We start from the raw sequence: 23,885 nt of genomic DNA, 5'->3' as shown, positions 1-23,885 counted from the left end.
GCTCACCCTGATCGATGGCCAGCGGGTCGTCGGCGCGAACGTCACCGGCGTCGCCGATGTCAGCCTGTTCCCGGTCTCGCTGGTCGAGCGCATCGACCTGCTGACCGGCGGCGCATCCTCGGTCTATGGCTCCGACGCGATCGCGGGCGTCGTGAACTATGTGATCCGTCGCGATTTCGAAGGGTTGCAGCTGTCGGGCAATTACAGCTTCTACAATCACGACAACCGCGCCAACGCCTCGACACCCGTCGCGCAGCGTTACGGGATCGCCACGCCGACGGGGATGACCAACGATGGCGGCCGCGCGGATCTGAGCGCGACCTACGGCCACAATTTCCTCGACGACCGGCTGAATGTCTCCGTCTATGGCACCTACCGGACCGCGGACGGCATCTTCTTCCGTGACCGCGACGCGTCGGGCTGTCAGCTGCGCCGCGACACGGGCAACCCGCTCAGGGTCAACAACCTTATCTGCGGCGTGACCGCGGCGTCGCCCAACGGGACGCTGACGGCGAACGGCGTGAATTATTCGAACGTCACCGGCAGCCCCGGCGTCTTCGCGCCCGCATCGACGATTCCGGGCTATGCGAACCAGGCGGACCGGCTCGCGGCGCGTGGTTATGAGCGCTTCAACGGCGGCGGCTTCATCAACTTCAAGGCGTCGCCCGCGGCCGAGTTTTCGGCGGGCGTGATGTACCTTCGCGATACATCAGAGAACCTGCTCTACGGCCCCTATGTCCAGGGCAGCTACCGGGTGAACTGCGATAACCCGCTGATGTCCGCATCGCAGGCGCAGACGATCTGCGGCGCGAATGCCGGGACCGGCGCGTCGGCGCCGCTCGGCGTCCAATACGGCTTTCCGGGGCTGGCCGGCGACCGCGACAAGGAAAGCTTCAGGAACACGCAGACGCGCATCAACGCGTCGGTCCGCGGCGAGATCGCCGAGGGCTGGCGGTATGACGTCGGCGGCGTCTACAGCACGAGCCGGCAATTATGGGAGCCCGGCGGCAACCCGGTCGCCGCCAAGGTCAGCCGCGCGCTCGACGTCGTCAACGTGAACGGCGTGCCGACGTGCCGGTCGGTGGTCAACGGCACCGACCCCGCGTGCGTCCCGCTCAACGTGTTCACCGCCAACAATCCCGGCAGCGCCGCGCTCAGCGACTATCTGTTCGACGAGGGGCTCGGCGTGCAGGACCTGCGCGCCAAATTCTATGACGTGACCGCCAATCTGACGGCGGACTTCACCCGCTACGGCATCCGGTCGCCATTCGCCGAACAGGGCCTGGCCGTGGCGGTCGGCGGGGAATATCGCCGGCAGGAGGAGCGGACGACGCGCAACACGCGCTTCATCGAAGTCTATGGCGGCGTACCCGACAGCCTGACCACACAGGACGTCGTCGAGGGCAATGCCGAAGCCCAGCTGCCGCTGGTGCAGAACGTGCCGTTCTTCAAACTGCTGCAGGTCAATGGCGGCTATCGCCTGTCGAAATACAGCACCAATCCCCAGACCTTCAACACGTGGAAGATCGAGGCGGTCTATTCGCCGAGCGAGGACGTCACGTTCCGCGTCGGCCGGAACCGGGCCGCGCGCGCGCCCGGCCTGAGGGAGGCCGATCAGGTCGTCGGCTATCAGAATGCGACGATCGTCGACCCCTGTGCCAGCGTCAACGGCGTCGCGCCAAGGGCCAGCATCGAGGCGTGTCGCCTGACCGGATTGCCCGACGCGCAATATGGCAATGGTCTGGCCGCGGGTATTCCCGGCAGCCTGCGCTGCGTCGACGATGTCTGCCGCCAGCGCAACAACGGCACGCCGATCGATCCCGAGGACGCGCAGACGCTGACCTATGGCCTGGTGCTGACGCCCCGGTTCCTGCCGCGGTTCAGTTTTTCGGTCGACCGGTACAAGATCCGCGTCGACAACGTGATCAGCTATCTGGGTGCGAGCTTCGCAGTCGATGGCTGCGTGATCACCGGCGACCCCTATTATTGCAGCCGGCTGGTGCGCGATCCGACGACCTATCAGCTAAACGGCACGGGCACGACGGCGGGCTATATCCAGGGCGGCAATCTGAATGCGTACCGGCTCTATGCGAGCGGCTATGATTTCCAGGCGCAATATTCGGCGCGGCTGGGCGGGACGGCGGGCAAGCTCGACTTCCTGATGAACGGCACGCTGACCACCGACCAGGGCGGCCAGGCCGCACCCGATCAGCCGCGGACCAATTGCGTCGGCTATTTCGGCGGATCCTGCCCGCAGCCGACACCACGCTGGATCCACAATGTCCGCACCACCTATTCGAGCGACGACGGGATCTTCAGCGCGTCGGTCGCGTGGCGCTATATCGATGGCACGACCGCGGGTCAGAATGGTGGCCCGAACTCGACGCCGGCGACCGAGGTCTCCGACTTCACGCGGATCCCCGCCTATCATTATTTCGATCTGTCGCTGGGCGTGAACATCGCCAAGCGGATGACGCTGACCGCGGCGGTCAACAACATCTTCGACCGCCAGCAGCCGATCCTGACGAACACCTATGATTACGCGCTGTCGCGCGGGAACACGATTCCCCAGCGTTACGACACGCTGGGACGCCAGATCTCGATTTCGGCAACGACGCGCTTTTGATGCGCGTGGTCCAAGGGGCGATCCGTCGGCGTCGGATGAGCCTCGTCATCGCGCCGTGCGTTGCCGCGGCGCTGGTTACTGTCTGCCAGCCCGCGGTCGCCGGCCCCTCCCCGCTGCTGCCGCTGCCCGCGCATGCGACAGCGGGTACGGACAGCGTCCGCATCGACGATGGTGCGCGGATCGTCGTCCCTGCCGGCGACACGGGCGCTGCCAGTGCGGCGCGGCGCGCGGTCGAGATCGTCGCCCGCACGCGCGGCATCACGCTGAACGTGGCCGACCGCGGACCGGGGGCGATCAGTTTCGTGCGGCTGCCCGCCGCAAATGGGGGGAGCAGCGAGCGATACCGGCTCGACGTGACCCCCGCGGGGATCCGCATCGCCGCGGCCACCGATGCCGGGCTGTTCTATGGCGCGATGACGCTGACGCAGATGCTGTCCCCCGATGCGCGGTTCGGGACGGGCGTCGCAGTCCCCGTCGTGGCGATCGACGACGCCCCGCGCTTTGCGTGGCGCGGGGTGATGCTGGACGTCGCGCGCCACATGCAGCCAATCGCATCGATCGAGCGCGTCATCGACATGATGGCGCAGCACAAGCTGAACCGCCTGCAACTGCATCTGACCGATGACCAGGGCTGGCGGATCGAGATCAAGCGTCATCCCGAGCTGACGCGGATCGGCGCCTGGCGCGCCTCGTCCACGCCCAACGCGGGTGCGCCGGCGGGCCGCTATGGCGGCTTCTACACGCAGGACCAGCTGCGCGCGCTGGTCGCCTATGCCGCAGCACGCGCGGTGACGATCGTGCCGGAAATCGACCTGCCCGGCCACGCACAGGCAGCGGTCGCCGCCTATCCGCAGATCGGCGTGACGGGGGACCGGCCGCCGGTGTCGGGCGACTGGGGCATCAACCCCTATCTGTTCAACGTCGACGATCGCAGCATCACGTTCGTCAAGCAGGTGCTCGACGAGGTCATGGCGATCTTCCCGTCGACCTATATCCATATCGGCGGCGACGAGGCGCTGAAGGAGCAGTGGCAGGCATCGGCCGCGGTCCAGGCGAAGATGCGCACGCTCGGCATCGCCGATGAAAAGGGCCTGCAGAGCTGGTTCGTCGGTCAGCTCGGCGCGCACCTCGCCAAGCGCGGGCGCCGCCTGATCGGCTGGGACGAGATCCTCGAGGGTGGGCTTCCGCCGACCGCGTCGGTGATGTCGTGGCGCGGCGAGGCGGGCGCGATCGAAGCGGCGAACATGGGGCACGACGTCGTGCTGTCGCCCGGCCCGGTCCTGTATCTCGACAATCTGCAAAGCGGGCGCGACGACGAGCCGCCGGGACGCATGGCGGTACAGACGCTCGCCGACGTCTATGCCTATGACCCCCTGCCCGCCGGGATTGCCGCAGCAAAGGCGCATCACGTGCTGGGGCCGCAGGCCAATCTGTGGGCCGAATATATGGTCACCCCCGCGCAGCGCGAACATGCGCTGTTTCCACGCATCGCGGCGCTGGCGGAGATGGCCTGGTCGCCGCGCGCCGCGCGCGACTGGCCGGGCTTCCTCGCGCGGCTCGATCCCCAGCTCAACCGCTATCAGCGGCAGGGGATCGCCGCCGCGGACAGCGCCTTCGCGGTCGATTACACCGTGGTCGGCGGGGTCGGTCCGGCGGTGCGCGGCAAGACGGTCACGATCGGCATGGCGAACCAGGCCGGCTATGGCACGATCCGCTACACGACCGATGGCGCGGCGCCGTCATCGACCTCGCGCGCCTATGCCCGACCGCTGAGCGTGGCGCCGGACACGGTCGTCCGCGCGGTGACGTTCGCACCCGACGGCCGCGCGCTCGCCGCCGTGCGCAGCTTCGATACCGCACCCGCCGCGCTGTTGACGCGGGCGAGTGCGAGCCTCGAAACCTGTGCCGGCGCGGGGATCCGGCTGCGCCTGCCGCTGACGCCGGATGCGACGGGCGGCGGGCCGGCGTACAGCATGAACATCTATGACGGCTGCTGGCTGTACCGCGCCGCGCCGCTCGGACAGATCCGGGGCATCACGGTCTCGCTCGGCCGGCTGCCGCGCAACTTCGCGCTGCGCCAGCCGCAGCGCCAGATGGTCGCGTGGCGCTACAACCCGACGCATTTCGGGACGCTGATGGTGCATGCGCGGACCTGCGACGGGCCCGCGCTGGCGATGGTGCCGCTGCCCGATCCGGCGACCACGCCGAACCAGTTCATACTGACCGCGCCGCTGGCGGGCGGCACGACCGACACGGACCTGTGCCTGATCGTCGCGCCGCCGGTCGGTGGACCGCTCTACGGCGTCGACACGGTACGCTTTACGCTGAAGGACATTCGATGACCGATCCCCTGCGCCCATCGCGGCGCGATGCAATCGCCTTCACGGCCGGAACGCTTGGCGCAGCGATGGCCTTTCCCGGCGGCACGTTCGCGGCGACCATTGGCGCGGCGCCCACCGGTGCGGCGCTCGTGCCCTTCGGTGCCACGCCGTCGAAGCGGCAACTGGCGTGGCACCGGCTGGAACAGACCGCGTTCGTCCACTTCACGATCAACACCTTCACCGACCGCGAATGGGGCTATGGCGACGAGGATCCCGCGATCTTCGACCCCAGGCAGTTCGATGCCGACCAGATCGTCGCCGCGGCAAAGGCGGCGAACCTGCGCGGCCTGATCGTCACCGCCAAGCACCACGACGGCTTCTGCCTGTGGCCGAGCAAGTTCACAAAACACAGCATCGCGAGCAGCCCCTACAAGAACGGCAAGGGCGATATCGTCGGCGAACTGGCCGCCGCATGCCGGCGGCAGGGGCTGAAGTTCGGGATCTACCTGTCGCCCTGGGATCGCAACCATCCGGACTATGGCCGGCCCGAATACATCACCTTCTTCCGCAACCAGCTGCGCGAGCTGCTGACGCAATACGGACCGATCTACGAGGTGTTCTTCGACGGCGCGAACGGCGGCGACGGCTATTATGGTGGTGCGCGCGAAGTGCGGAAGATCGACGCGGTCCCCTATTATGACTGGCCGTCGATCATCGCCTTCGTCCACGCCCTGCAGCCGATGGCCTGCACCTTCGATCCGGTCGGCGCGGACCTGCGCTGGGTCGGCAACGAGGAGGGCGAGGCCGGCGACCCGTGCTGGGCGACGATGGACGACAAGGGCTTCACCGAGGAAAAGGGCAATGCCGGCGTTCGCGGCGGCGCGATCTGGTGGCCGGCCGAGGCGGATGTCTCGACCCGCTATGGCTGGTTCTGGCACGCCTATGAGGACGGGCAGAGCCGCAGCCCCGCCAATCTGATGAAGATCTATTTCGAGACGGTCGGGCGCAGTGCCGGGCTGTTGCTCAACCTGGCCCCGGATACGCGTGGCCTGGTGACCGACGAGGATGTCGCGAACCTGACCGCGTTCGGCACGGCGATGCGCGCGATGTACGCCACCGACCTGAGCAAGGGTGCGATCGCCTCTGCGAGCAGCGTGCGCGCCGGGCATGACGCGACGCTGGTGCTCGACGGCAATCCCGAAAGCTTCTGGGTCAGCGCCGATCGGGCGCCGGTCCCGACGCTGACGCTCGACCTTAAACAGCCAAGGCTGTTCGATGTCGTCAGGCTAGCGGAGCATCTGCCGCTCGGGTTGCGCGTCGACCGGTTCGCGATCGACGCGCAGGGCCCGACCGGCTGGACCGAAATCGCCAGCAAGCAGGGCATCGGATCGCAGCGGCTGATCCGGCTCGACGCGCCGATCACCGCGCGGCGGGTCAGGCTGCGGATCACCGCAGCCGCCGCGGCGCCGGCGATCACCGAATTCGGCGTGTATCTCGCGCCTGTGCTGCTCGATCCGCCGCACATCGTCCGCGACCGCGAAGGCGTGGTCACGCTGACCAGCGATTCCCCCGGGCTGGCGATCGCCTACACCACCGACGGCAGCGCGCCGACGATCGCATCGCCGCGCTACACGGCGCCGTTCGCGATGCGCGATGCGGGGATCGTCCAGGCGATCAGCATCCACGCGGCCAAGGGTGCGGTCAGCAGCGTGGGGCGTCGCAACTTCGACATCCGCAAGAGCGACTGGAAGATCCTGCGGGCGAGCGCGCCGCGGGCCGAGCTGTTGATCGACGAGAAGAACCGCACCGACTGGGTCGCGCCGCTGACCGGTGCGGACGGCAAGCCCTGTTCGGTGACGATCGATCTCGGGCGCAGCGTCGAGCTGCGCGGGTTCGTGCTGAAGCCCGGCTGGCACGCGCCGCAGGGGGCCGGCGACCCCGCCGCCTGGCGCGTACGCATCGGCGACGACCCGGCGCTGGCCGACGCGCCGCAGGAGCAGGGCGAGTTCTCGAACATCGCCGCCAACCAGGCGCCGCAGCGCCTCGCCTTCGCGCGGCCGCACCGTGGCCGCTACATCGAGATCGCCTTCACCCGGACCGCCAAGGGCGAGACGCGGCTGGCCATCGCGGAGCTCGGGGTGCTGACGCAGTAGACCGGTCGCGGCGCGGCGTGTGATGGCAAGTAACCAAAAGCTAAGTCTTTGTTGTTTAACATAGCGCAATGTTCATATCGCTCACTGCGCGGATCGTCGCGATCGGCCTCATCGTGGTCCTGGCACTGGGGTCGCTGGCCGGGCTGCTCGCCGACGCCTCGTACCAAGCCAGCCAGAGCTTCCAATGGGCCGCCCATTCCGCGCAGGTCATCGAGACGACCGAGGCGGCGCTGAACGATCTGCGCGAGGCCGAATCGGGCCAGCGCGGGTTCGTCATCACGCGGGATCCGGCCTATGCGCGGTCCTTCGCCAAACGCCTGGACAGCGCCGCCCGGACCATCGCGCGGGTTGCGGGCCAGACCCGCGACAACCCGCGCCAGCATGCCCGTGCGCGGGAAATGGCATTGCTGATGAAGGAGCGGTCCGCCTTTCTGCGCCAGCCGCTCGACCTTGCCCGCCGGGGCAATTTTGCGGGAGCGGTCACGATCATCGCCAGCGGCCGTGGTCGCGACCTGATGGATGCGATCAGCGTGCGCGGGGAGGCGTTTCTCGAAGAGGAACGCGCGTTGCAGACCACGCGGCAGGATGCGGCGGCGCAGCGCCTTCGTCGCGGCAAGCGGCTTGCCATCTTCGGCGCGATCGCCGTCGCGCTGATCGTCATCGGCGGCTTTACCTTGCTGGTGCAAGGTATCCGCCGCCCGCTGGAAACCATGTTGCGCGCGATGACCGCGCTCGGCAGCGGGGACGAGCAGACGCGGATCGATACCGCGATGGGATCGCGCGAATTCAACCGCCTCGCGATCGGCTATAATGCGATGGCCGACCGGCTGGAGGGCGCGGTTTCCGATCGGGGCACGAGCGAGCGCCAGCTGCAGGTCGTCAACGCCGAGCTCGAGCGCAATACCAAGACGCTGCGCGAACGCGGCGACGTGATCGAGCTGCTCGGCGGCATGGCGCATCGCATGCAGGCCGCGCGCACCGACGACGAGCTGGCCCAGATCATCCGGGTGTTCGTACCGCAGGTCCTGCCCGACATTCCCGGCGCGCTGTACGCGCACAACAACTCGCGCAACTGCCTGGTCCCGGTCGCCAGCTGGGGAGACATCGTCGTGCCGGACGACGGCTTCGCGCCGGAGCGGTGCTGGGCACTGCGCCGCGGCCAGAGCCATTCGGTCGTGGATCCGCGCCGCGACATCGTCTGCGCGCATGTCGCCGAGGGCGAGGTCTATCACTGCGAACCGCTGCTCGCGGGCGGCGAGGTCATCGGCGTGCTCTATCTGCGCGGCCGGATCGAGGCCGAGAACCGCTTCCGGATGAACGTGCTGACCGAGAACATTGCCTCGGCGCTGGTCAACCATCGCCTGCAGCGGTCGCTGCGCGAACAGACGATCCGCGATCCGCTGACCAGCCTGTTCAATCGCCGCTACATGGAGGAGGCGCTCAAGCTGGAGATCGCCCGCGCCTCGCGGTCGGGCAATCCGCTCAGCCTGGTCATGTGCGACGTCGATCACTTCAAGCGGTTCAACGACGAGTTCGGTCACGACGCGGGGGACGCGGTGCTCCAGCAGGTCGCGGCCGAGATGCGCAGCCGGTTCCGCGACGGCGATGTCGTCTGTCGCTTCGGCGGCGAGGAGTTCACCATCATCGCGCCGGGCACGACCGCCGAGGCGCTGGCCAAGCGTGTCGATATCGTCCGGCAGGCGATCTCCGAGATCGCCGTCCGCCACGGCAACCGCGCGCTGGGATCGACCAGCATGTCGTTCGGCATCGCGACCTGGACGGACATCATGGACCGGGAGGGCGCGACGCTGATCCAGGCGGCGGACATGGCGCTGTATCAATCCAAGCGCGACGGCCGCAACCGCGCGACGATCAGCGCGCTCGCGGCCTGATCCGGCAGTTCGGCCATGCCAGCGCGGCAGGGTCGGCAGGACGCGATCCGGCGCATTGCCGGCATCGGATGCCGCAAGACTATTGCCTATCGTCCGGGTCGAATTACGCTTCGTAAATGGAGCGCGTGACTGCGAGTCGGAGATCGATGGTCGCGCGCTGCTGCAGGTCTATCCGAGGTGATCCGCTATGGCCGTCAGGGACAAGGCTTCGACCGATACCCAGCATGCCGTGATCGTCGTGATCCGGGGCGATCCGGTCCCCGACGCCGCGATCCCGACGATCGAACTGGATCTCGCGAAATTTCAGAGCGGTCGCTGGGCACTGCAGCTCGACGCGGCATTTGCCCGGCGCGAGGAGCCGGCGGTGATCCTAGCGCAGGGGGTCGCCTGTCTTGCGGTCGCGTGGTGGGCGCAATTGTCGCCGCGCAGCTATCTGCAGGCGATCGAGGGCGCGGTCCTGCTGTCGCCGCTGTCGGTCGGCTTCGGTCAGGAGGCGATCGCGGCGGCGGCGCGTCCCGGGCCGACGACACGCCTGCCCTTCCCGTCGGTCGTCGCCTGTGCCCCGGGTCCGTTCATCGACCGGGTGCTGGCGCTGGCCGATCGCTGGGGCAGTCATTTCGTCGAGCGCGGATCGATCGCCGTACCGGCGCCGACGACGCGCAACGCCACCCCGACCGAGGACGAGGCCCGGCTGATCGCGCTGCTCCCGCTGCTTCAGCACAGGGTGCCGGGCGATGCCTTCGCGCCCGGACCCCGCCCCGCGCGGCGCCTCCGCCGACCCGCCGCGATCGACTGAGCGCGCCGCAGACCAGCGGCGTCCTGCGCGAGCGGAACCGGTCGCGGATCCACCCGCCGAACAGCTGGGTGAGCGCATCGGGATAGGGGAAGGTCGAGGCGGCAAGCCCGACGCAAGGTGGCAAAACGTGCCTCGTCGAAATCGCGAGGGTCGATGCCGCGGATCAGCCGGCGCGACCGCCGGCGCCGGCGCCGTCCGCTAAACCCAGGCTTGATCGGGCCAAAGCCGCTATCGATGGCGGTCCGCGCGTCGGCATGGCAGAGGGCGCGCTCAATTCATCCGAGGCTTCATGACCGATCTCGCCGTCCTTTACGAACATCCCGCCTGGTTCGTGCCGCTGTTCGCAGCGCTCGACGCGCGCGGCGTCGAGTTCTCGCGCGCCACGCCGGACGGGTTCTGGAACCCCGCGGACCAGACTGCGCCGGCGCGCGTCGTGTTCAACCGGATCGCGATGTCGAGCTTCCTGCGCAGCGACGAGCATCCGATCTTCGACACGATGGCGATGCTTGATCACTGGCGCCGCACCGGCGCGCGCGTGATCAACGGCGCCGACGTGCTCGCGATCGACGCCTCCAAGGCACGGCAATTGTCGCTGATCGCGTCGCTCGGCCTCGCGATTCCCGAGACGCGCGTCGTCCACCGCGCCGCCGACGTCGTCGCCGCGGCGCAGACGCTGCGCTTCCCGCTGGTCGTGAAGGCCAATATCGGTGGATCGGGGGCGGGGATCATCCGCTTCGACAGCCTCGACGAACTCCGCGCTGCGGTCACCGACGATGGCCTGCCGAGCAGCGTCGACGGCGTGTTGCTGGTGCAGGAATATGTCCCCGTCCGGGGTGGCGCGATCACCCGGATCGAGACGCTCGACCGCAAGTTCCTCTATGCGATCGACGTCGCGGGCGGCGGCGCGTTCGATCTCTGCCCTGCGGATGCGTGCGTCGTCCCCGGATCGGGCATCAAGATGGCCGCGGTCGAGCCGTCGCAAGTGCTCATGGATGCCGCCGAGGCGATCGCGCGCGCGGTCGATCTCGATGTCGGCGGGGTCGAGGTGATGATCGACGACCGCGACGGCGTCGCGCGCTTCTACGACATCAACGCGCTGTCGAACTTCGTCGCCAGGCCGCTCGACGTTCTCGGCTGGGATCCGCATGACCGGCTCGTCGATTACCTGATCGAACAGATTGGGAAGACTCGTTGATGCGCTATGGCTATTGGACTCCGGTTTTCGGCGGCTGGCTTCGCAACGTCCCCGACGAGGGGATGGAGGCGAGCTGGGCCTATACCAAGGCGCTGACTCAGAATGCGGAGCGTTGGGGCTATGACCTGACGCTGATCGCCGAGCTGAATTTGAACGACATCAAGGGCGTCGAACAGCCCGCGCTCGATGCGTGGTCGACTGCGGCGGCGCTGGCGGCGGTGACCGACAGCATCGAGCTGATGGTCGCGGTTCGCCCCAATTTCCACCACCCCGCGCTGTTCGCCAAGGCGGCGGCCAATATCGACCGGATCTCGGGCGGGCGGCTCGCGCTCAACGTCGTGTCGTCCTGGTGGGCGGACGAGGCGAAGCAATATGGCCTCCAGTTCGACCAGCATGACGATCGCTATGCGCGGACCGACGAATGGCTCTCCGTCGTCGACGGGCTGTGGACCGAGGACCGGTTCGACTTTGCCGGGCAATTCTACACCACCGAGCAGGCGATCTGTTCGCCCAAGCCCGCCAAGCGCCCGACGGTCTATGCCGGCGGCGAGAGCGAGAAGGCGAAGACCATGATCGCGGCCAAGTGCGACGCCTATGTCATGCACGGCGACCCGGCCGACGCGATCGCGCCGAAGATCGCCGACATGGCGGCACGACGCGAAGCCGCGGGCGGTGCGCCGATGCAATACGGCATGGCCGCCTATGTGATCGTCCGCGACAGCGAGGCCGAGGCGAAGCGCGAGCTCGAGCGCATCACCAGCGTCACCGAACTGCCCGCGGGCTATGCCAATTTCGACCAGTGGCTGTCGGGCACGCAGCTCGAACGCGAATTGAAGATCCAGGAATATTCGGTCTCCAACCGCGGCCTGCGCCCGAATCTGGTCGGCACGCCCGAACAGCTGAAGGAGCGGATCGCGGAATATGAGGCCGCCGGGCTCGACCTGCTCTTGCTCCAGATGAGCCCGCAGGCCGAGGAAATGGAGCGGTTCGCGGTGCAGGTGATGGGGTCCGCATGATCCGCCTGCGCGACGTTTCCAAAACCTACCCGGCCAGCGATGCGGCGGCGCTCGACGGCGTGTCGCTGGAGATTCCGGCGGGCGGCGTGTTCGGGGTGATCGGTCAGTCGGGCGCGGGCAAGTCGACGCTGATCCGGCTGATCAATGCGCTCGAACGGCCGACGTCCGGGCGCGTCGAGGTCGACGGGATCGACGTCGCAGGCCTGTCGGCGGCGGATCTGCGCGCCCTGCGCCGCCGGATCGGCATGATCTTCCAGAACTTCGGACTGCTCTCCTCGCGGACGGTCGCAGCGAACGTCGCCTTCCCGCTGGTGCTCGCGGGCGTCGCGAAAGCGACGCGCGAGAGCAAGGTCGCCGCCTTGCTGGACCGGGTCGGCCTGTCCGATCACGCCGCCAAATACCCTGCTCAGCTGTCGGGCGGGCAGAAGCAGCGCGTCGGCATCGCCCGCGCGCTCGCCACCGACCCCGACATCCTGCTGTGCGACGAGGCGACCAGCGCGCTCGACCCCGAAACCACGCGCTCGGTGCTGACGCTGCTCCGCGACCTCAACCGCGACCTCGGCCTGACGATCGTCCTGATCACGCATGAAATGGACGTCGTCCGCTACGTCTGCGACCGCGTCGCGGTGCTGGAACGTGGCCAGGTCGTCGAGACCGGCACCGTCACCGACATCTTCGCCAACGCCGCGCACCCGGCAACCCGGCGCATGCTGGCGGCCCTCGCCGCATGACCTTCTTCGAAAATGTCGACTGGTCCGATATCGGCCAGGCGTGCCTCGACACGCTCATCATGCTCGCCGGGTCGCTGGTGCTGACGATCCTGCTCGGCCTGCCGCTCGGCGTGCTGCTGTATCTGACCGGCAAGGGGCGGCTGATCGAGAACCGGCTTGCCAATGGCGCGCTCGGGATCGCCGTCAACATCCTGCGATCGGTGCCGTTCATCATCCTGCTGGTCGTGATGATCCCGCTGACCGTCCTGCTGGTCGGCACGTCGCTGGGCGTCGCCGGCGCGATCCCGCCGCTGGTGGTGGGAGCCGCGCCCTTCTATGCGCGCCTCGTCGAGGGATCGCTGAAGGAGATCGACCGGACGACGATCGAGGCGGTGCAGGCGATGGGCGCGACGACCCGCCAGATCGTCACGCGGGCGCTGATCCCCGAGGCGATGCCGGGGCTGATCTCGGGCGCCACCGTCACCGCGGTCGCGCTCGTCTCGTTCACCGCGATGGCAGGCGTGGTCGGCGCGGGAGGGCTCGGCGATCTCGCGATCCGCTTCGGCTATCAGCGCTTCCAGACCGACGTGATGGTCGTCACCGTCGTCCTGCTGGTCGTCCTCGTCCAGATCATCCAATATGCCGGCGACGCGCTCGCCCGCCACTTTACCCGCCGCTAGGAAATGCCATGAACCGCCGCACGCTTCTCGCCTCGCTCTCGCTGCTCGCGCTCGCCGCATGCGGTGGCGCCAAGACGGATGACGGCACGGCGCTGACCGTCGCCGCGACCGCGGTGCCGCATGCCGAGATCCTCGAATCGATCAAGCCCGCGCTCGCCAAGCAGGGCGTCGGTCTCAAGATCCGCGTCTTCAACGACTATGTGCAGCCCAACCTTCAGGTCGAGCAGAAGCAGATCGACGTCAGCTATTTCGAGACCAAGCCCTATCTCGACGAGTTCAATGCTTCGCGCGGCACGCATCTGGTTCCCTATGCGGGTGTCCATGTCGAGCCGCTGGGCGCCTATTCGCGCAAGTGGAAGACGATCGCGCAGGTCCCGAACGGCGCGACCGTCGCGATCCCGAACGAGCCGAGCAATGGCGGCCGCGCGCTGCTGCTGCTGCAGAAGGCCGGGCTGATCACGCTGAAGAACCCGACCAACCCGCTGTCGAGCCTCAACGACATCGCGACCAACCCCAAGAACCTCAAGTTCAAGGAGCTGGAGGGCGCCACCCTGCCCCGCACGCTCGGCGAGGTCGATCTGGCGCTGATCAACACCAACTATGCGCTCGATGCGAAGCTCAACCCGGTGCGCGACGCGCTCGCGATCGAGGACAAGAACAGCCCCTATGCCAATTTCGTCGTCGGCCTGCCCGGTGGCGACAAGGATCCGCGCGTCGTCAAGCTGATCGCCGCGCTGCGAAGCCCCGAGACGCGGCGCTTCATCGCGGATCGTTATGCGGGCGCGGTGCTGCCGGCGTTCTGAGCCCCGGTGACGAACGGATCGCTGCACGTCATCCGCCCGGGCGCATCGACCCGCCCCGAGACGCGGCGCCGATAGGTTGGCGCGGTCGCCGCCGTGATCGTGACGTCGTACCAGCCATGGCTGTTGCGGAGCGGCCAGCGGTAGCGCGCGTCGACCAGACCGGTCACCTGCGCCGCCGCCCCGACGCGTTCGACGTGCGCGACCAGTCCGTGCGCGCGGTGTCCGGCGGGGAGCACTAACGCCAGTTCGGTTGGTGTCGTGCGCCAGACGAGCTGCGACGCCAGTGCCGGGTCGTCACGGTGTCCCGCATAATGGCGGTGGAAGCCGTTCGGGCCGAGCACCCAGAGATCATAGCGGCCCTCCGCGTCGAATCCCCATTGCCCGTCCAGCGTGCGCCCGGGCTCGACCGTGAAGCGGCGGGGCGGCTGGTCCAGGCCCCGGCGGTCATAGACGTGGAACACCGCGGCCTGCGTGCCGTCGGTGGTGAAGTGCAGCCGGATCGCGTCACCCGTGATCGTCTCGCCGACGCGCAGCGCATAGGGCAGCGGGCGGGACCGGCGGATGCCGGGTTCCTGCCACGGGAGGGACTCACCCAGTGGTGCCTGCGGGCTGACCTGCCGCGGGATCGCCGCGGCGCGGGCGGCATCGGCGCGCGGATCGGGCATCGCGGTGAAGGGCGCGATATCGGCGGCGGTGAAGTCGAACGCCGAGGTCAGGTCGCCGCAGACCGCGCGGCGCCACGGCGTGATGTTGGACTCGTGAAAATCGAACCGGCGTTCGAGGAAGCGGATCACCGAGCTGTGGTCGAACACCTGCGAATTGATCCACCCGCCCCGGCTCCAGGGCGAGACGACGTACATCGGCACGCGCGGCCCCAGGCCATAGGCGCGGCCGCGATAGGCGGGGAGGTCGAGCGCCGCGTCGCCCTTGCTCGGGTGGCGGTGATAGCTGCCGGTCAGATCGACCGTCGATCCGCCGAGCAGCGTGCCGTCGGCGGCACGCGACGGCGGCGCGGGCGGCGGGACATGATCGAAAAAGCCGTCATTCTCGTCGAACATGACGAACAAGGCGGTCCGCGCCCAGATCTTCGGATCCGCGGTGAGCGCGTCGAGCAGCTCGGCGGTATAGGCCGCACCCTGTGCCGGGCTCGACGGGCCGGGATGCTCGGATCCCTTCGCGGTGGCGATGACGTACGACACCTGTGGCAACCGCCCGGCCAGCACGTCGGCGCGCAGCACGTCGAGCCCGCGCGTCGTCAGCGCCCGGTCGCGCAGGTCCGCGTCGCCTGCCGCATGATGCGCCGCGCGGAAGGTGGCGAACCCGACCAGCGGGTTGTCGGTGAAATTGTCGGCCATGTCCTGATAGATGCGCCAGTCGACGCCCTTGGCCTGCAACCGCTCGACGACCGTGGTCCAGCGATAGGGGTCGGGATCGCCGCCATCCTCCGGGAAACCGTCATGCGAATTGCCGATCGCCGGACCGCCCAGCGTGCCGCCGGGATCGTTGGTGCCGCTCCACAGGAACAGCCGGTTCGTGTTGGTCCCCGTCTGCACCGAGCAGTGATAGGCGTCGCACAGCGTGAACGCCTCGGCGAGCGCGAACTGGAACGGCAGATCCTCGCGCCGGTAATGGCCCATCGCCCGCTGGCTCTTCGCCTCGGGCCAGTGCGCCATCCGCCCCTCGTCCCAGCCGCGCTGCGCATCGGGCCAGCTGTGCGGCGTACCCTCCATCCGCATCAGGTCGAAATTGGTGCGCGTGGCGAGATGGAAGGGCAGCACGGTCCGCGCGCCGCCCGGTGCGGTCCGGTCGCGCTGATACCAGACCGGTGCCGCCTCGCCCTCAGACGATGCGGGCACGGGGATCGGCAACCGGTCGGCAAAGCCGCGGACGCCGCGCAACGTGCCGAAATAATGATCGAAGCCGCGATTTTCCTGCATCAGGATGACGACATGCTCGACATCCATGATCGAGCCCGTCTTCACCTCGGGCGCGATCGCCGCGGCGCGCGCGATCGCCGCGGGAAACGCGGACAGCGCGGCACCGGTGGCGCCTGCACCGAGCAGTGTACGACGGGAGACATCGGTCATCGGGGCAACCCACAGGAGGAGCGCATGGTCCGCAAACGCCCGCGGACCATGCCCGGTTCAGATCAGACGTCGAGCGACAGCGGCGACGGCGTGTCCATCCAGGATCGCTAAAGCCGACAGGTTGCACGAGCGTGACATGCGATCGTCGACGATGTCCGTAACAGGTCCTCTGCTGGTCAGCGGCCGAAGCCATCGCGGCCCTGTCCGCGCCGACGTCTGCGCGCGGCATGGACGGCGTCGACCGTGTGGCTGTGCCCGCGGCGTTCCGCCCGGACCATCTGCCCGACGCGTTTGCCGTGGATCATCAGCGGCAACCCGAGCAGCGCGAGCGGGAAGAAGAGGAGCATCAACGGTGATCCGTCGACCGCCATGCACAGCGCACAGGAGACGGCCATCAGCGCGAAGCCGCCCGCTTTCCATTGCAGGTCGCGCCGCGTCATGCCGCCTCACTCCGCACGCGCGTTGCGACGGGATCGGCGATCACGAGCGTGCCGGCGGCCGCCAGCAGCCGCGCGATGCCGCCGTCCTGGTCGTGGCACAGCACGATGTCGGCGGGGAAATCGGCTTCGCGGGCGAGCACCTGCGCCAGACCGCCACCTTCGAAGTCGAGCCCGATCGCGGGATCGTGCAGCCGCGCTGCAGCGGCGCGGGCGCGGCCGATCAGCGCCGGCGCATCGTCGACGCCCTGCCCCTCGATCGCGGTGAAGCCGAGCGCGCGGGCGTAACGCACGGTCTCGATCAGCAGCGTCCCGCATGCACAGTCGGCATCGACGATCCGGACCGCGTGGCGATGCCGTTCGCGCAGATCGGCGAGCGCCGCCGCGATATGTGGCCAGCGCGGATCGCGCGTCGCGCGGCGTGCCCAGGCTCGGGTCATGGTGGCGGGCATGTCCGCCTTCGCTTCAGCCGTGGCGCCGAGTGCCGGGGTCACACGCCCGTGGCCCGCCTTGTTCTGGCCGAGAGGAATGACGCGCCCGCGTGCGCGGGGCTCCGGCGTGGGTTCAGACGACATGTTCGCGTTTTTGCCTGTGTGATCGGGCGTCCAGGCGCCCGCAAACCCGAATTACGAACCGCGGCATAGGGATTCGAGAGCAATTCCCCGAAACCCCATAGTGGCGCCATAGTGGCCGCAACGGCTCGTCGCATTTCAGTGCGTGGTCGCTGGCGTGGCGCGGACGCGGGGCCGCCAGCGCTCGCTGACCGCGATACCGTCGAACAGGTGATGCCCGAGTAGCACCATGACACTGCCCGCGCTCGCCCCCAGAAAGCCGATCGCGGCGAGCGCGAAGGCCAACGCACCCGCGGCGTGAGGGGAAAGCGCGAGGGCGGACAGCCGCCACACGGCGATGTACGCCATTGCGCAGAGGAGAAGTCCCACCGCGCGCAGACCAAGATCCGCGCGCCGCGAACGATGCCACGCTGCCATGCCACTCTCCTTGTCGTGGCCCTCCAGCTATCGGCCGCGGCATAGCAATTCGAGAGCGATCCCGGCCTTTTGCGTAGCGGGGGCATAGGGTTGGGCAGTTTTCTCGCATGCGGCGGCCGCCGCGGGGGCCCCGGAAGGGGGTGTCTGCCCGCGCGGTTTGTGCGTAAACCCCCGGCATGAACCGACCCGAAATCCTGATCCCCGCCCCCATGCTGCCGAGCGTCCTCGACGCGCTGGGCGAGCGGTTCGTCGTGCACCGGCTATGGGAGCAGGAAGACCCCGACGCGTTCCTCGCGACGGTGGCGCCGCGCGTCCGCGGGCTTGCGGCGAGTTCGCTCGCGGGGCGGATCGACGCGTCGTGGTACGACCGGCTGCCCGCGCTCGAAATCGTCGCCAATTTCGGCGTGGGCTATGACGGGATCGACGCGGATGCCGCGGCGGCGCGCGGCATCGTCGTGACCAATACGCCCGGTGTGCTGGACGAGGAGGTCGCCGATCTGACCATCGGGCTGCTGCTGGCGACGCTGCGCGGGATCCCGCAGGCCGATCGCCATGTCCGCGACGGTGCCTGGGCGGAACAGTCGTTTCCGCTGTCGCCGAGCCTGCGCGGACGGCGGATCGGGATTCTGGGGCTCGGCGCGATCGGCAAGGCGGTGGCGCGGCGGCTCGAGGCGTTCGACGTGCCGATCGCCTATCATGGCCGGTCGCGGCAGGCGGATATCGGCTATGACTATCACGACACGCCGGTCGCGCTGGCCGCGGCGTGCGACGTGCTGATCACGATCGTGCCCGGCGGTCAGGGGACGCAGCATCTGGTCGACGCCGCGGTGCTCGAGGCGCTGGGCGCGCAGGGCGTGTTCATCAACGTCGCTCGCGGCAGCGTCGTCGATCAGGACGCGCTGATCGCGGCGTTGCCGCAGGGCACGATCCTGGCCGCCGGGCTCGACGTCTATGAGGACGAGCCCAATGTCCCGGCCAGCCTGCGCGCGCTGCCCAACACGGTGCTGCTGCCGCATATCGGCTCGGCGTCGAAGCGGACGCGCGCGGCGATGGGCGGGCTGGTCGTCGACAATCTGCGCGCGTGGTTCGAGACCGGCCGCGCGCTTACCCCCGTCGCGGAAACGCCCAACCCCGGCTGAGCCCGGTCACCGCCGCACGTCGGCGGGCGCGCCGGTGAAGTCGGCGAGATCGGTCAGCGTCGTCCGGCTGTGATCGCCCGCGGTGCCGTGCTTGAGCGCGGCGAGCGCGAGGCCGCGTCGCGCCGCCGCCTCGCACCCGTCGTCGAGACAGGAGAGCACGCCCGCGGCGAACGCGTCGCCGGTGCCGATCCGGTCGACGATCTGCGTGACGAGGATCGTCTCGGTCTCGAACGCGTCGTCGCGGCGATCGACGCGCGCGGACAAGGCGTGCGTATCGGCATCGATCACGCGGCGTGCGGTCGAGGCGATGCAGGCGAGCGTCGGAAACCGCGCGAACGCGGCCTCGCACGCGCGACGCCGCGCGTCCGGCGTGTCGCCGGCATGGTCCTCGCCGAGCAGCAGCGAAATGTCGCGGTGACTGCCGAACAGCAGGTCCGCACCATCGACGTGATCGACCAGCACGCCTTGCGGATTGGCGCACCAGCGCGCCCACATGCTCGCGCGGAAATTGCCGTCGAACGAGACCCTGACCCCCGCCGCCCGCGCCGCCGCGATCGCATCGAGCGACAGCTGCGCGGCACCCGGACCGATGGCGGGAATGATCCCCGACAGATGCAGCCAGCCGACGCCGTCCAGCATCGCGGGCCAGTCATAGGCGCTCGACGGGGTCGCGGCGAAGCTGCTGTCGAGGCGGTCGTAGACGATCTGCGCGCCGCGCGACCCGCTCGGCGGCGACAGGAAATACAGGCCGAGCCGGCCGTCCGCGCGCACCACCCGCGAGACGTCGACGCCCGCAGCGCGGACCGAGTCGAGCGCCGCATTGCCGATCAGGCCGTGCGGCAGCGTCGTGACGACCGCGGCGGGCACGTCGATCCGCGCGAGCGCGACCGCGACGTTCGCCTCCGCGCCGCCGAAATGCGCGTCGAGCCGGGCGTCCTGGAACAGATGCCCGCGGTCGGGCGCGGCGAGCCGCAACAGCATCTCGCCGAAACACACTATCGTACCGGTCATGCGACGGGCTCTCCGATGGCGCCGCGCAGCGCGGCCTCTGGCCCCTGCGCCTGCCACGTTACCACCGCATCGCCCAGCGCCGCGTGGTCGAAATCGGCGGGGAATATGCCGAGTTCGCCGACGAACCGCGCGACGACCTGCCGCGCGTCGCCCGCGGCGTCCGCCCAGATCGCGGCGTAGCGATTCCGCAGCGGATCATCGGCGATCGCTGGCGCATCGGCGGTATAGGCGATCCACGCGGCGATGCTGAGCCGATGCTTCGGGCTGTCGAGCCCCTGCGCCTGCCGCTCCGCGACGGTCGCGATCCAGCGTTGCGGGAGCTTCTGCGATCCGTCCATCGCGATCTGGTCGAGACGGTGGTGCAGATCGGCATTGCCGAAGCGGTCGAGGATCGCGTCGATATACGCCGCGGGATGGAGCCCCGCCGCCGCGGTCAGGCTCGGCACCGCCTCCTCCTGCATCTGCGCGATCACGAACGCGCGCAGCGCCGGGTCGGCGATCGCCTCATGGACGAAGGCGTGACCCCGTTGCAGCCCGACATAGGCGAGCGTCGAATGACTCGCGTTCAACAGCCGCAGCTTGGCGAGTTCGAACGGCGCGACGTCGTCGACGATCTGCGCCCCCGCCGCCTCCCAGCGCGGGCGCGGGCCGGCAAAGCGGTCTTCGATCACCCATTGCCGGAACGGTTCGGTGACCAGCGCGGCGGCGTCGTCGACCCCGATCGCGGTCGCGACGCCCGCACGGTCGGCCTCGGTCGAGGCGGGCACGATCCGGTCGACCATCGTGTCGGGCGCGGTCACGTGCGCGCGCACCCAGCCGGCCAGATCCGAATCGCGGCGCTCGACGAACGCGAGCAGCAGGCGCATCAGCAGCGCGCCATTGCCCGACAGATTGTCGCACGACACGAGCGTCAGTCCCCCTGCCCCCGCGCCGCGCCGCCGATCGAGCGCCGCCGCCAGAAAGCCGAAGATCGTCCGCGGCACGCCGCCGCTCAAATCGTGCGCGATCGCCGGATCGTCGACGAGTAGCGCACCGGTCGCCGGATGCCGGTAATAGCCCTTTTCGGTGACGGTCAGCGTCACGACCCAGGTCTCAGGGTCGGCGAGCGCGGCGATCACCGCGTCGGGATCCTCCGCGGCGACCAGCAGCGTGTCGATCACGTCGATCAGCCGGGTCGCGCTGGCGCCGTTCGACCGTTCGGTCACGGTGTACAGCCCGTCCTGCGGCGCGAGCGTATCGCGCACCTGCGGCGAGCGCAGCGACACGCCGGTGATCCGCCACCCTACGTCCGGCGTCGACGCATCCTGCGTATAGACCGCCTGATGCGCGCGGTGGAACGCGCCGATCCCGAGATGGACGATCCGCCCGACGGTCGCGGCGGAGGATGCCGGCTGCGTCACGTCGGCGGCGAGCGCGGATCGCGTGGCCCTGGACAGCCTCACAGCCGGTATGCCTTGCGGACCAGATCGCTCGTCAGTTCGCGTGCGAGCTCGGCTGCCTCCCAATCCTCCAGCCGGTGCTCGGCGACCAGCCGCGCGAGATAGCCGCAGTCGATCCGGCGCGCGACGTCGTGCCGCGCCGGGATCGACAGGAAGGCGCGGGTATCGTCGTTGAAGCCGACGGTGTTGTAGAAGCCCGCGGTCTCGGTGGTCATCTCGCGGAACCGCCACATCCCCTCCGGACTGTCGTGGAACCACCAGGCGGGGCCGAGCTTCAGGCACGGATAATGCCCCGCCAGCGGTGCCAGCTCGCGCGTGTAGACCGTCTCGTCGAGCGTGAAGAGGATGATCGACAACGCGGTCGAGGTCCCGAACCGGTCGAGCAGCGGCTTGAGCGCGTGGACATAGTCGGTGCGTCCGGGAATGTCCGCGCCCTTGTCGCGGCCATGGCTGGCGAACAGCCCGGCATTGTGGTTGCGCACCGAGCCCGGATGGATCTGCATGACCATGCCGTCCTCGACGCTCATCGCCGCCATCTCGGTCAGCATCTGCGCGCGGAATAGCTCGGCGTCGGCCGCGGTCCAGTCGTCACCGGTGATGCGCGCGAACAGCGCCTCGCATTCGGGGGTCGACAGGTTCGCGGTCGCTGCGGTCGGATGGCCGTGATCGGTCGCGGTGGCGCCCGCCGCGCGGAAATCGGCGCGGCGCTTGCGGTGCGCGGCGAGATAGCCCTGCCAGCCATAGACGTCCTCGCCGGTCAGTTCGCCGAAGCGGCGCAGCGCGCCGGCGAATTGCTCGTGCTCGACATCGATCACGCCGTCGGGGCGATAGGTGGTGACGACACGGCCGTTCCAGCCGCTCTCGCGGATCCGGTGATGCGCGTCGAGGCTGTCGTGCGCGCCTTCGGTCGTGGCGAGGAAATCGATCCGGAACCGGTCGAACAGCGCGCGCGGGCGGAACGCCGCGGTCGCGAGCTTTTCACCGATCGTGTCGAAATACAGGTCCGCAGTCGCCGGCTCGAACGCGACGTCGAACCCGAACACCTCGGCGAAGACATGGTCGAGCCACATCCGCGACGGCGTGCCGCGGAACAGCGCATAATGGTCGGCGAGCAGCCGCCACGCCGCGCGCGGATCGGTGCTCCGCGTGCCATCGCGGCGCGCGATCGTCAGCGCGTCCAGATCGACGCCCTGGCTGTAGAGCATGCGGAACAGATAATGGTCGGGCGCGAGCAGCAGCGACGTCGCGTCGGTCCAGTTGGCATTGTCGGCGAACCAGGTCGGATCGGTATGACCGTGCGGGCTGACGATCGGCAGGTCGGCGATCTCCGCATAGAGCGTGCGGGCGATCGCGCGGGTCGTCGGATCGGCGGGAAACAGCCGGTCGGGATGAAGCTCGAGAGGACGGGTCATGCAAGGGCTCCTGCCGCAAAGGCGATACCGCGTTCAAGTCCGCGCAGTTCGGCGAGCCCGCGCATCCGCCCGAGCAGCGAATAGCCCGGATTGGTCGTGCGCGTCAGGTCGTCGAGCATCTGATGCCCGTGATCGGGGCGCATCGGGATGCTGCGGCCTTCGCGGACCGACAGCCGGTGGACCGCCGCCATCACCGCGGCCATGCCGGCATCGCCCTCCAGATGATCGGCTTCGTGGAACGCGCCATCGGCCTCGCGCTGGACCGAACGCAGGTGCAGGAAGCCAATCCGCGAGCCGAGCCGGTCGACCATGCCGGGCAGGTCGTTGTCGGCGCGCACGCCGAACGACCCGGTGCACAGGCACAGCCCGTTCGAGACGTTGGGCACGCGGGTGAACAGGTCGGTCACGTCGGCCTCGGTGCTGACGACGCGCGGCAGGCCGAAGATCGGAAAGGGCGGATCGTCGGGATGGACGACCAGCGCGATGCCGAGCTCGTCGGCGAGCGGGCACACCGCCTCGAGAAACGCGACATGGTTGTCGCGCAGCCGCGCCGCGTCGATCGCGTCATAGCGGCCGATCGCCTCGAGGAACGCCGCCGAGGTGAAGCCCTCCTCGCTGCCCGGCAGGCCCGCGAGGATCGTCCGTTCGAGATCCGCGCGCGCCGCTGTGTCCATGCAGGCAAAGCGCGCCGCCGCCGCGTCACGGACCGCCGGCGCATAGCTCTGCTCGGCCCCCGGCCGCTGCAGCATGAACAGGTCATAGGCGGCCACCACGATCGCCTCATACCGCAGCGCGCGCGATCCGTCGGGCAGTTCCCAGGCGAGATCGGTCCGCGTCCAGTCGAGCAACGGCATGAAGTTATAGGTGACGACGCGAATGCCGCACGCCGCGAGATTGCGCAGGCTCTCGCGGTACGCCTCGATCAGCCGGTCCCATCCGCCCGAGCGGGTCTTGATGCCCTCGTCCACCGGCAGGCTTTCGACCACCGTCCAGTCGAGCCCGGCGTCGCGCACCATCTGCTTGCGCGCGGCGATCGCCTCGCGCGTCCAGACCTCGCCGTTCGGGACCTCGTGCAGCGCGGTCACCACCTCGGTCGCGCCGGATTGCCGGATGCTGTCCAGCCGCACCGGATCGTTCGGCCCGAACCAGCGCATCGTCTGCGTCATCAACACACTCGTC

Annotated in this window: 19 protein-coding genes; 11 read left to right on the top strand and 8 right to left on the bottom strand. The window is 69.0% G+C overall.

Annotated elements, in window-relative coordinates; genetic code table 11:
- From sphst_RS03725 to sphst_RS03680, 10 genes are all read left to right on the top strand, one after another.
- Positions 1 to 2,626 (top strand): TonB-dependent receptor domain-containing protein (locus sphst_RS03725; protein ID WP_107045168.1); only part of this gene is annotated, 2,626 nt, incomplete at its 5' end.
- The gene (locus tag sphst_RS03720) at positions 2,626 to 4,968 is read left to right on the top strand and encodes a beta-N-acetylhexosaminidase (protein WP_107045167.1); all 2,343 of its coding nucleotides are present in this window, start codon (positions 2,626 to 2,628) and stop codon (positions 4,966 to 4,968) included. The genes sphst_RS03725 and sphst_RS03720, both read left to right, overlap by 1 nt.
- A complete protein-coding gene (locus sphst_RS03715) occupies positions 4,965 to 7,100 on the top strand; it encodes an alpha-L-fucosidase (protein ID WP_031396207.1) in 2,136 nt (711 codons plus the stop codon). Before sphst_RS03720 ends, sphst_RS03715 begins: the two co-directional genes overlap by 4 nt.
- Before the next feature lie 68 nt (positions 7,101 to 7,168).
- Complete coding sequence (locus sphst_RS03710) at positions 7,169 to 8,992, top strand: diguanylate cyclase (protein ID WP_031396208.1); 1,824 nt, start codon at positions 7,169 to 7,171, stop codon at positions 8,990 to 8,992.
- A 187-nt stretch (positions 8,993 to 9,179) separates the two neighbouring features.
- The gene (locus tag sphst_RS03705; RefSeq protein WP_107045166.1) at positions 9,180 to 9,788 is read left to right on the top strand and encodes an alpha/beta hydrolase; all 609 of its coding nucleotides are present in this window, start codon (positions 9,180 to 9,182) and stop codon (positions 9,786 to 9,788) included.
- 289 nt (positions 9,789 to 10,077) lie between these two features.
- Positions 10,078 to 10,983: an ATP-grasp domain-containing protein gene (locus tag sphst_RS03700; protein WP_031394904.1), complete on the top strand. Its 906-nt coding sequence runs from the start codon at positions 10,078 to 10,080 to the stop codon at positions 10,981 to 10,983.
- Positions 10,983 to 11,999, top strand: a complete 1,017-nt coding sequence (locus tag sphst_RS03695; RefSeq protein WP_031394903.1) for an LLM class flavin-dependent oxidoreductase — start codon at positions 10,983 to 10,985, stop codon at positions 11,997 to 11,999. Before sphst_RS03700 ends, sphst_RS03695 begins: the two co-directional genes overlap by 1 nt.
- Positions 11,996 to 12,730: a methionine ABC transporter ATP-binding protein gene (locus tag sphst_RS03690; RefSeq protein WP_081877636.1), complete on the top strand. Its 735-nt coding sequence runs from the start codon at positions 11,996 to 11,998 to the stop codon at positions 12,728 to 12,730. The genes sphst_RS03695 and sphst_RS03690 overlap by 4 nt, the downstream gene beginning before the upstream one ends.
- A complete protein-coding gene (locus tag sphst_RS03685; RefSeq protein WP_031394901.1) occupies positions 12,727 to 13,389 on the top strand; it encodes a methionine ABC transporter permease in 663 nt (220 codons plus the stop codon). The genes sphst_RS03690 and sphst_RS03685 overlap by 4 nt, the downstream gene beginning before the upstream one ends.
- 8 nt (positions 13,390 to 13,397) lie before the next feature.
- Positions 13,398 to 14,192, top strand: a complete 795-nt coding sequence (locus sphst_RS03680; RefSeq protein WP_031394900.1) for a MetQ/NlpA family ABC transporter substrate-binding protein — start codon at positions 13,398 to 13,400, stop codon at positions 14,190 to 14,192.
- On the opposite strand, the gene sphst_RS03675 is transcribed toward sphst_RS03680, so the two are convergent.
- From sphst_RS03675 to sphst_RS03660, 4 genes are all read right to left on the bottom strand, one after another.
- A complete protein-coding gene (locus tag sphst_RS03675) occupies positions 14,162 to 16,279 on the bottom strand; it encodes a phosphocholine-specific phospholipase C (protein ID WP_107045165.1) in 2,118 nt (705 codons plus the stop codon). The genes sphst_RS03680 and sphst_RS03675 overlap by 31 nt on opposite strands.
- A 176-nt stretch (positions 16,280 to 16,455) precedes the next feature.
- Positions 16,456 to 16,719: a hypothetical protein gene (locus tag sphst_RS03670; protein WP_031394926.1), complete on the bottom strand. Its 264-nt coding sequence runs from the start codon at positions 16,717 to 16,719 to the stop codon at positions 16,456 to 16,458.
- The gene (locus tag sphst_RS03665) at positions 16,716 to 17,291 is read right to left on the bottom strand and encodes an SAM-dependent methyltransferase (RefSeq protein ID WP_234387298.1); all 576 of its coding nucleotides are present in this window, start codon (positions 17,289 to 17,291) and stop codon (positions 16,716 to 16,718) included. Before sphst_RS03665 ends, sphst_RS03670 begins: the two co-directional genes overlap by 4 nt.
- Before the next feature lie 135 nt (positions 17,292 to 17,426).
- Positions 17,427 to 17,705 carry a hypothetical protein gene (locus tag sphst_RS03660; protein WP_128082125.1) on the bottom strand — a complete coding sequence of 93 codons (279 nt, stop codon included), beginning with the start codon at positions 17,703 to 17,705 and terminating at the stop codon, positions 17,427 to 17,429.
- 176 nt (positions 17,706 to 17,881) lie between these two features.
- On the opposite strand from sphst_RS03660, the gene sphst_RS03655 reads away from it, so the two are divergent.
- Positions 17,882 to 18,844, top strand: coding sequence for a 2-hydroxyacid dehydrogenase (locus tag sphst_RS03655; protein WP_107045164.1), 963 nt, complete (start codon positions 17,882 to 17,884; stop codon positions 18,842 to 18,844).
- A gap of 6 nt (positions 18,845 to 18,850) precedes the next feature.
- Here the strand turns inward: sphst_RS03655 and sphst_RS03650 are convergent, their stop codons facing one another.
- The 4 genes from sphst_RS03650 to uxuA are packed head-to-tail and all read right to left on the bottom strand — an operon-like array spanning position 18,851 to position 23,872.
- A complete protein-coding gene (locus tag sphst_RS03650) occupies positions 18,851 to 19,855 on the bottom strand; it encodes a sugar kinase (RefSeq protein WP_107045163.1) in 1,005 nt (334 codons plus the stop codon).
- The gene (locus sphst_RS03645; RefSeq protein ID WP_234387296.1) at positions 19,852 to 21,297 is read right to left on the bottom strand and encodes a mannitol dehydrogenase family protein; all 1,446 of its coding nucleotides are present in this window, start codon (positions 21,295 to 21,297) and stop codon (positions 19,852 to 19,854) included. Before sphst_RS03645 ends, sphst_RS03650 begins: the two co-directional genes overlap by 4 nt.
- Positions 21,294 to 22,706: a glucuronate isomerase gene (gene uxaC, locus sphst_RS03640; protein ID WP_107045162.1), complete on the bottom strand. Its 1,413-nt coding sequence runs from the start codon at positions 22,704 to 22,706 to the stop codon at positions 21,294 to 21,296. The genes sphst_RS03645 and uxaC overlap by 4 nt, the downstream gene beginning before the upstream one ends.
- Complete coding sequence (gene uxuA / locus sphst_RS03635; RefSeq protein ID WP_234387294.1) at positions 22,703 to 23,872, bottom strand: mannonate dehydratase; 1,170 nt, start codon at positions 23,870 to 23,872, stop codon at positions 22,703 to 22,705. The genes uxaC and uxuA overlap by 4 nt, the downstream gene beginning before the upstream one ends.
- Positions 23,873 to 23,885: the final 13 nt, after the last annotated feature.

It is taken from the genome of Sphingomonas sp. STIS6.2, from assembly GCF_000732685.2.
GTDB lineage: Bacteria > Pseudomonadota > Alphaproteobacteria > Sphingomonadales > Sphingomonadaceae > Sphingomonas > Sphingomonas aerolata.
The sequence above is the reverse complement of the archived record's forward strand: the minus strand, read 5'-3'. Positions and strand labels throughout refer to the sequence as shown.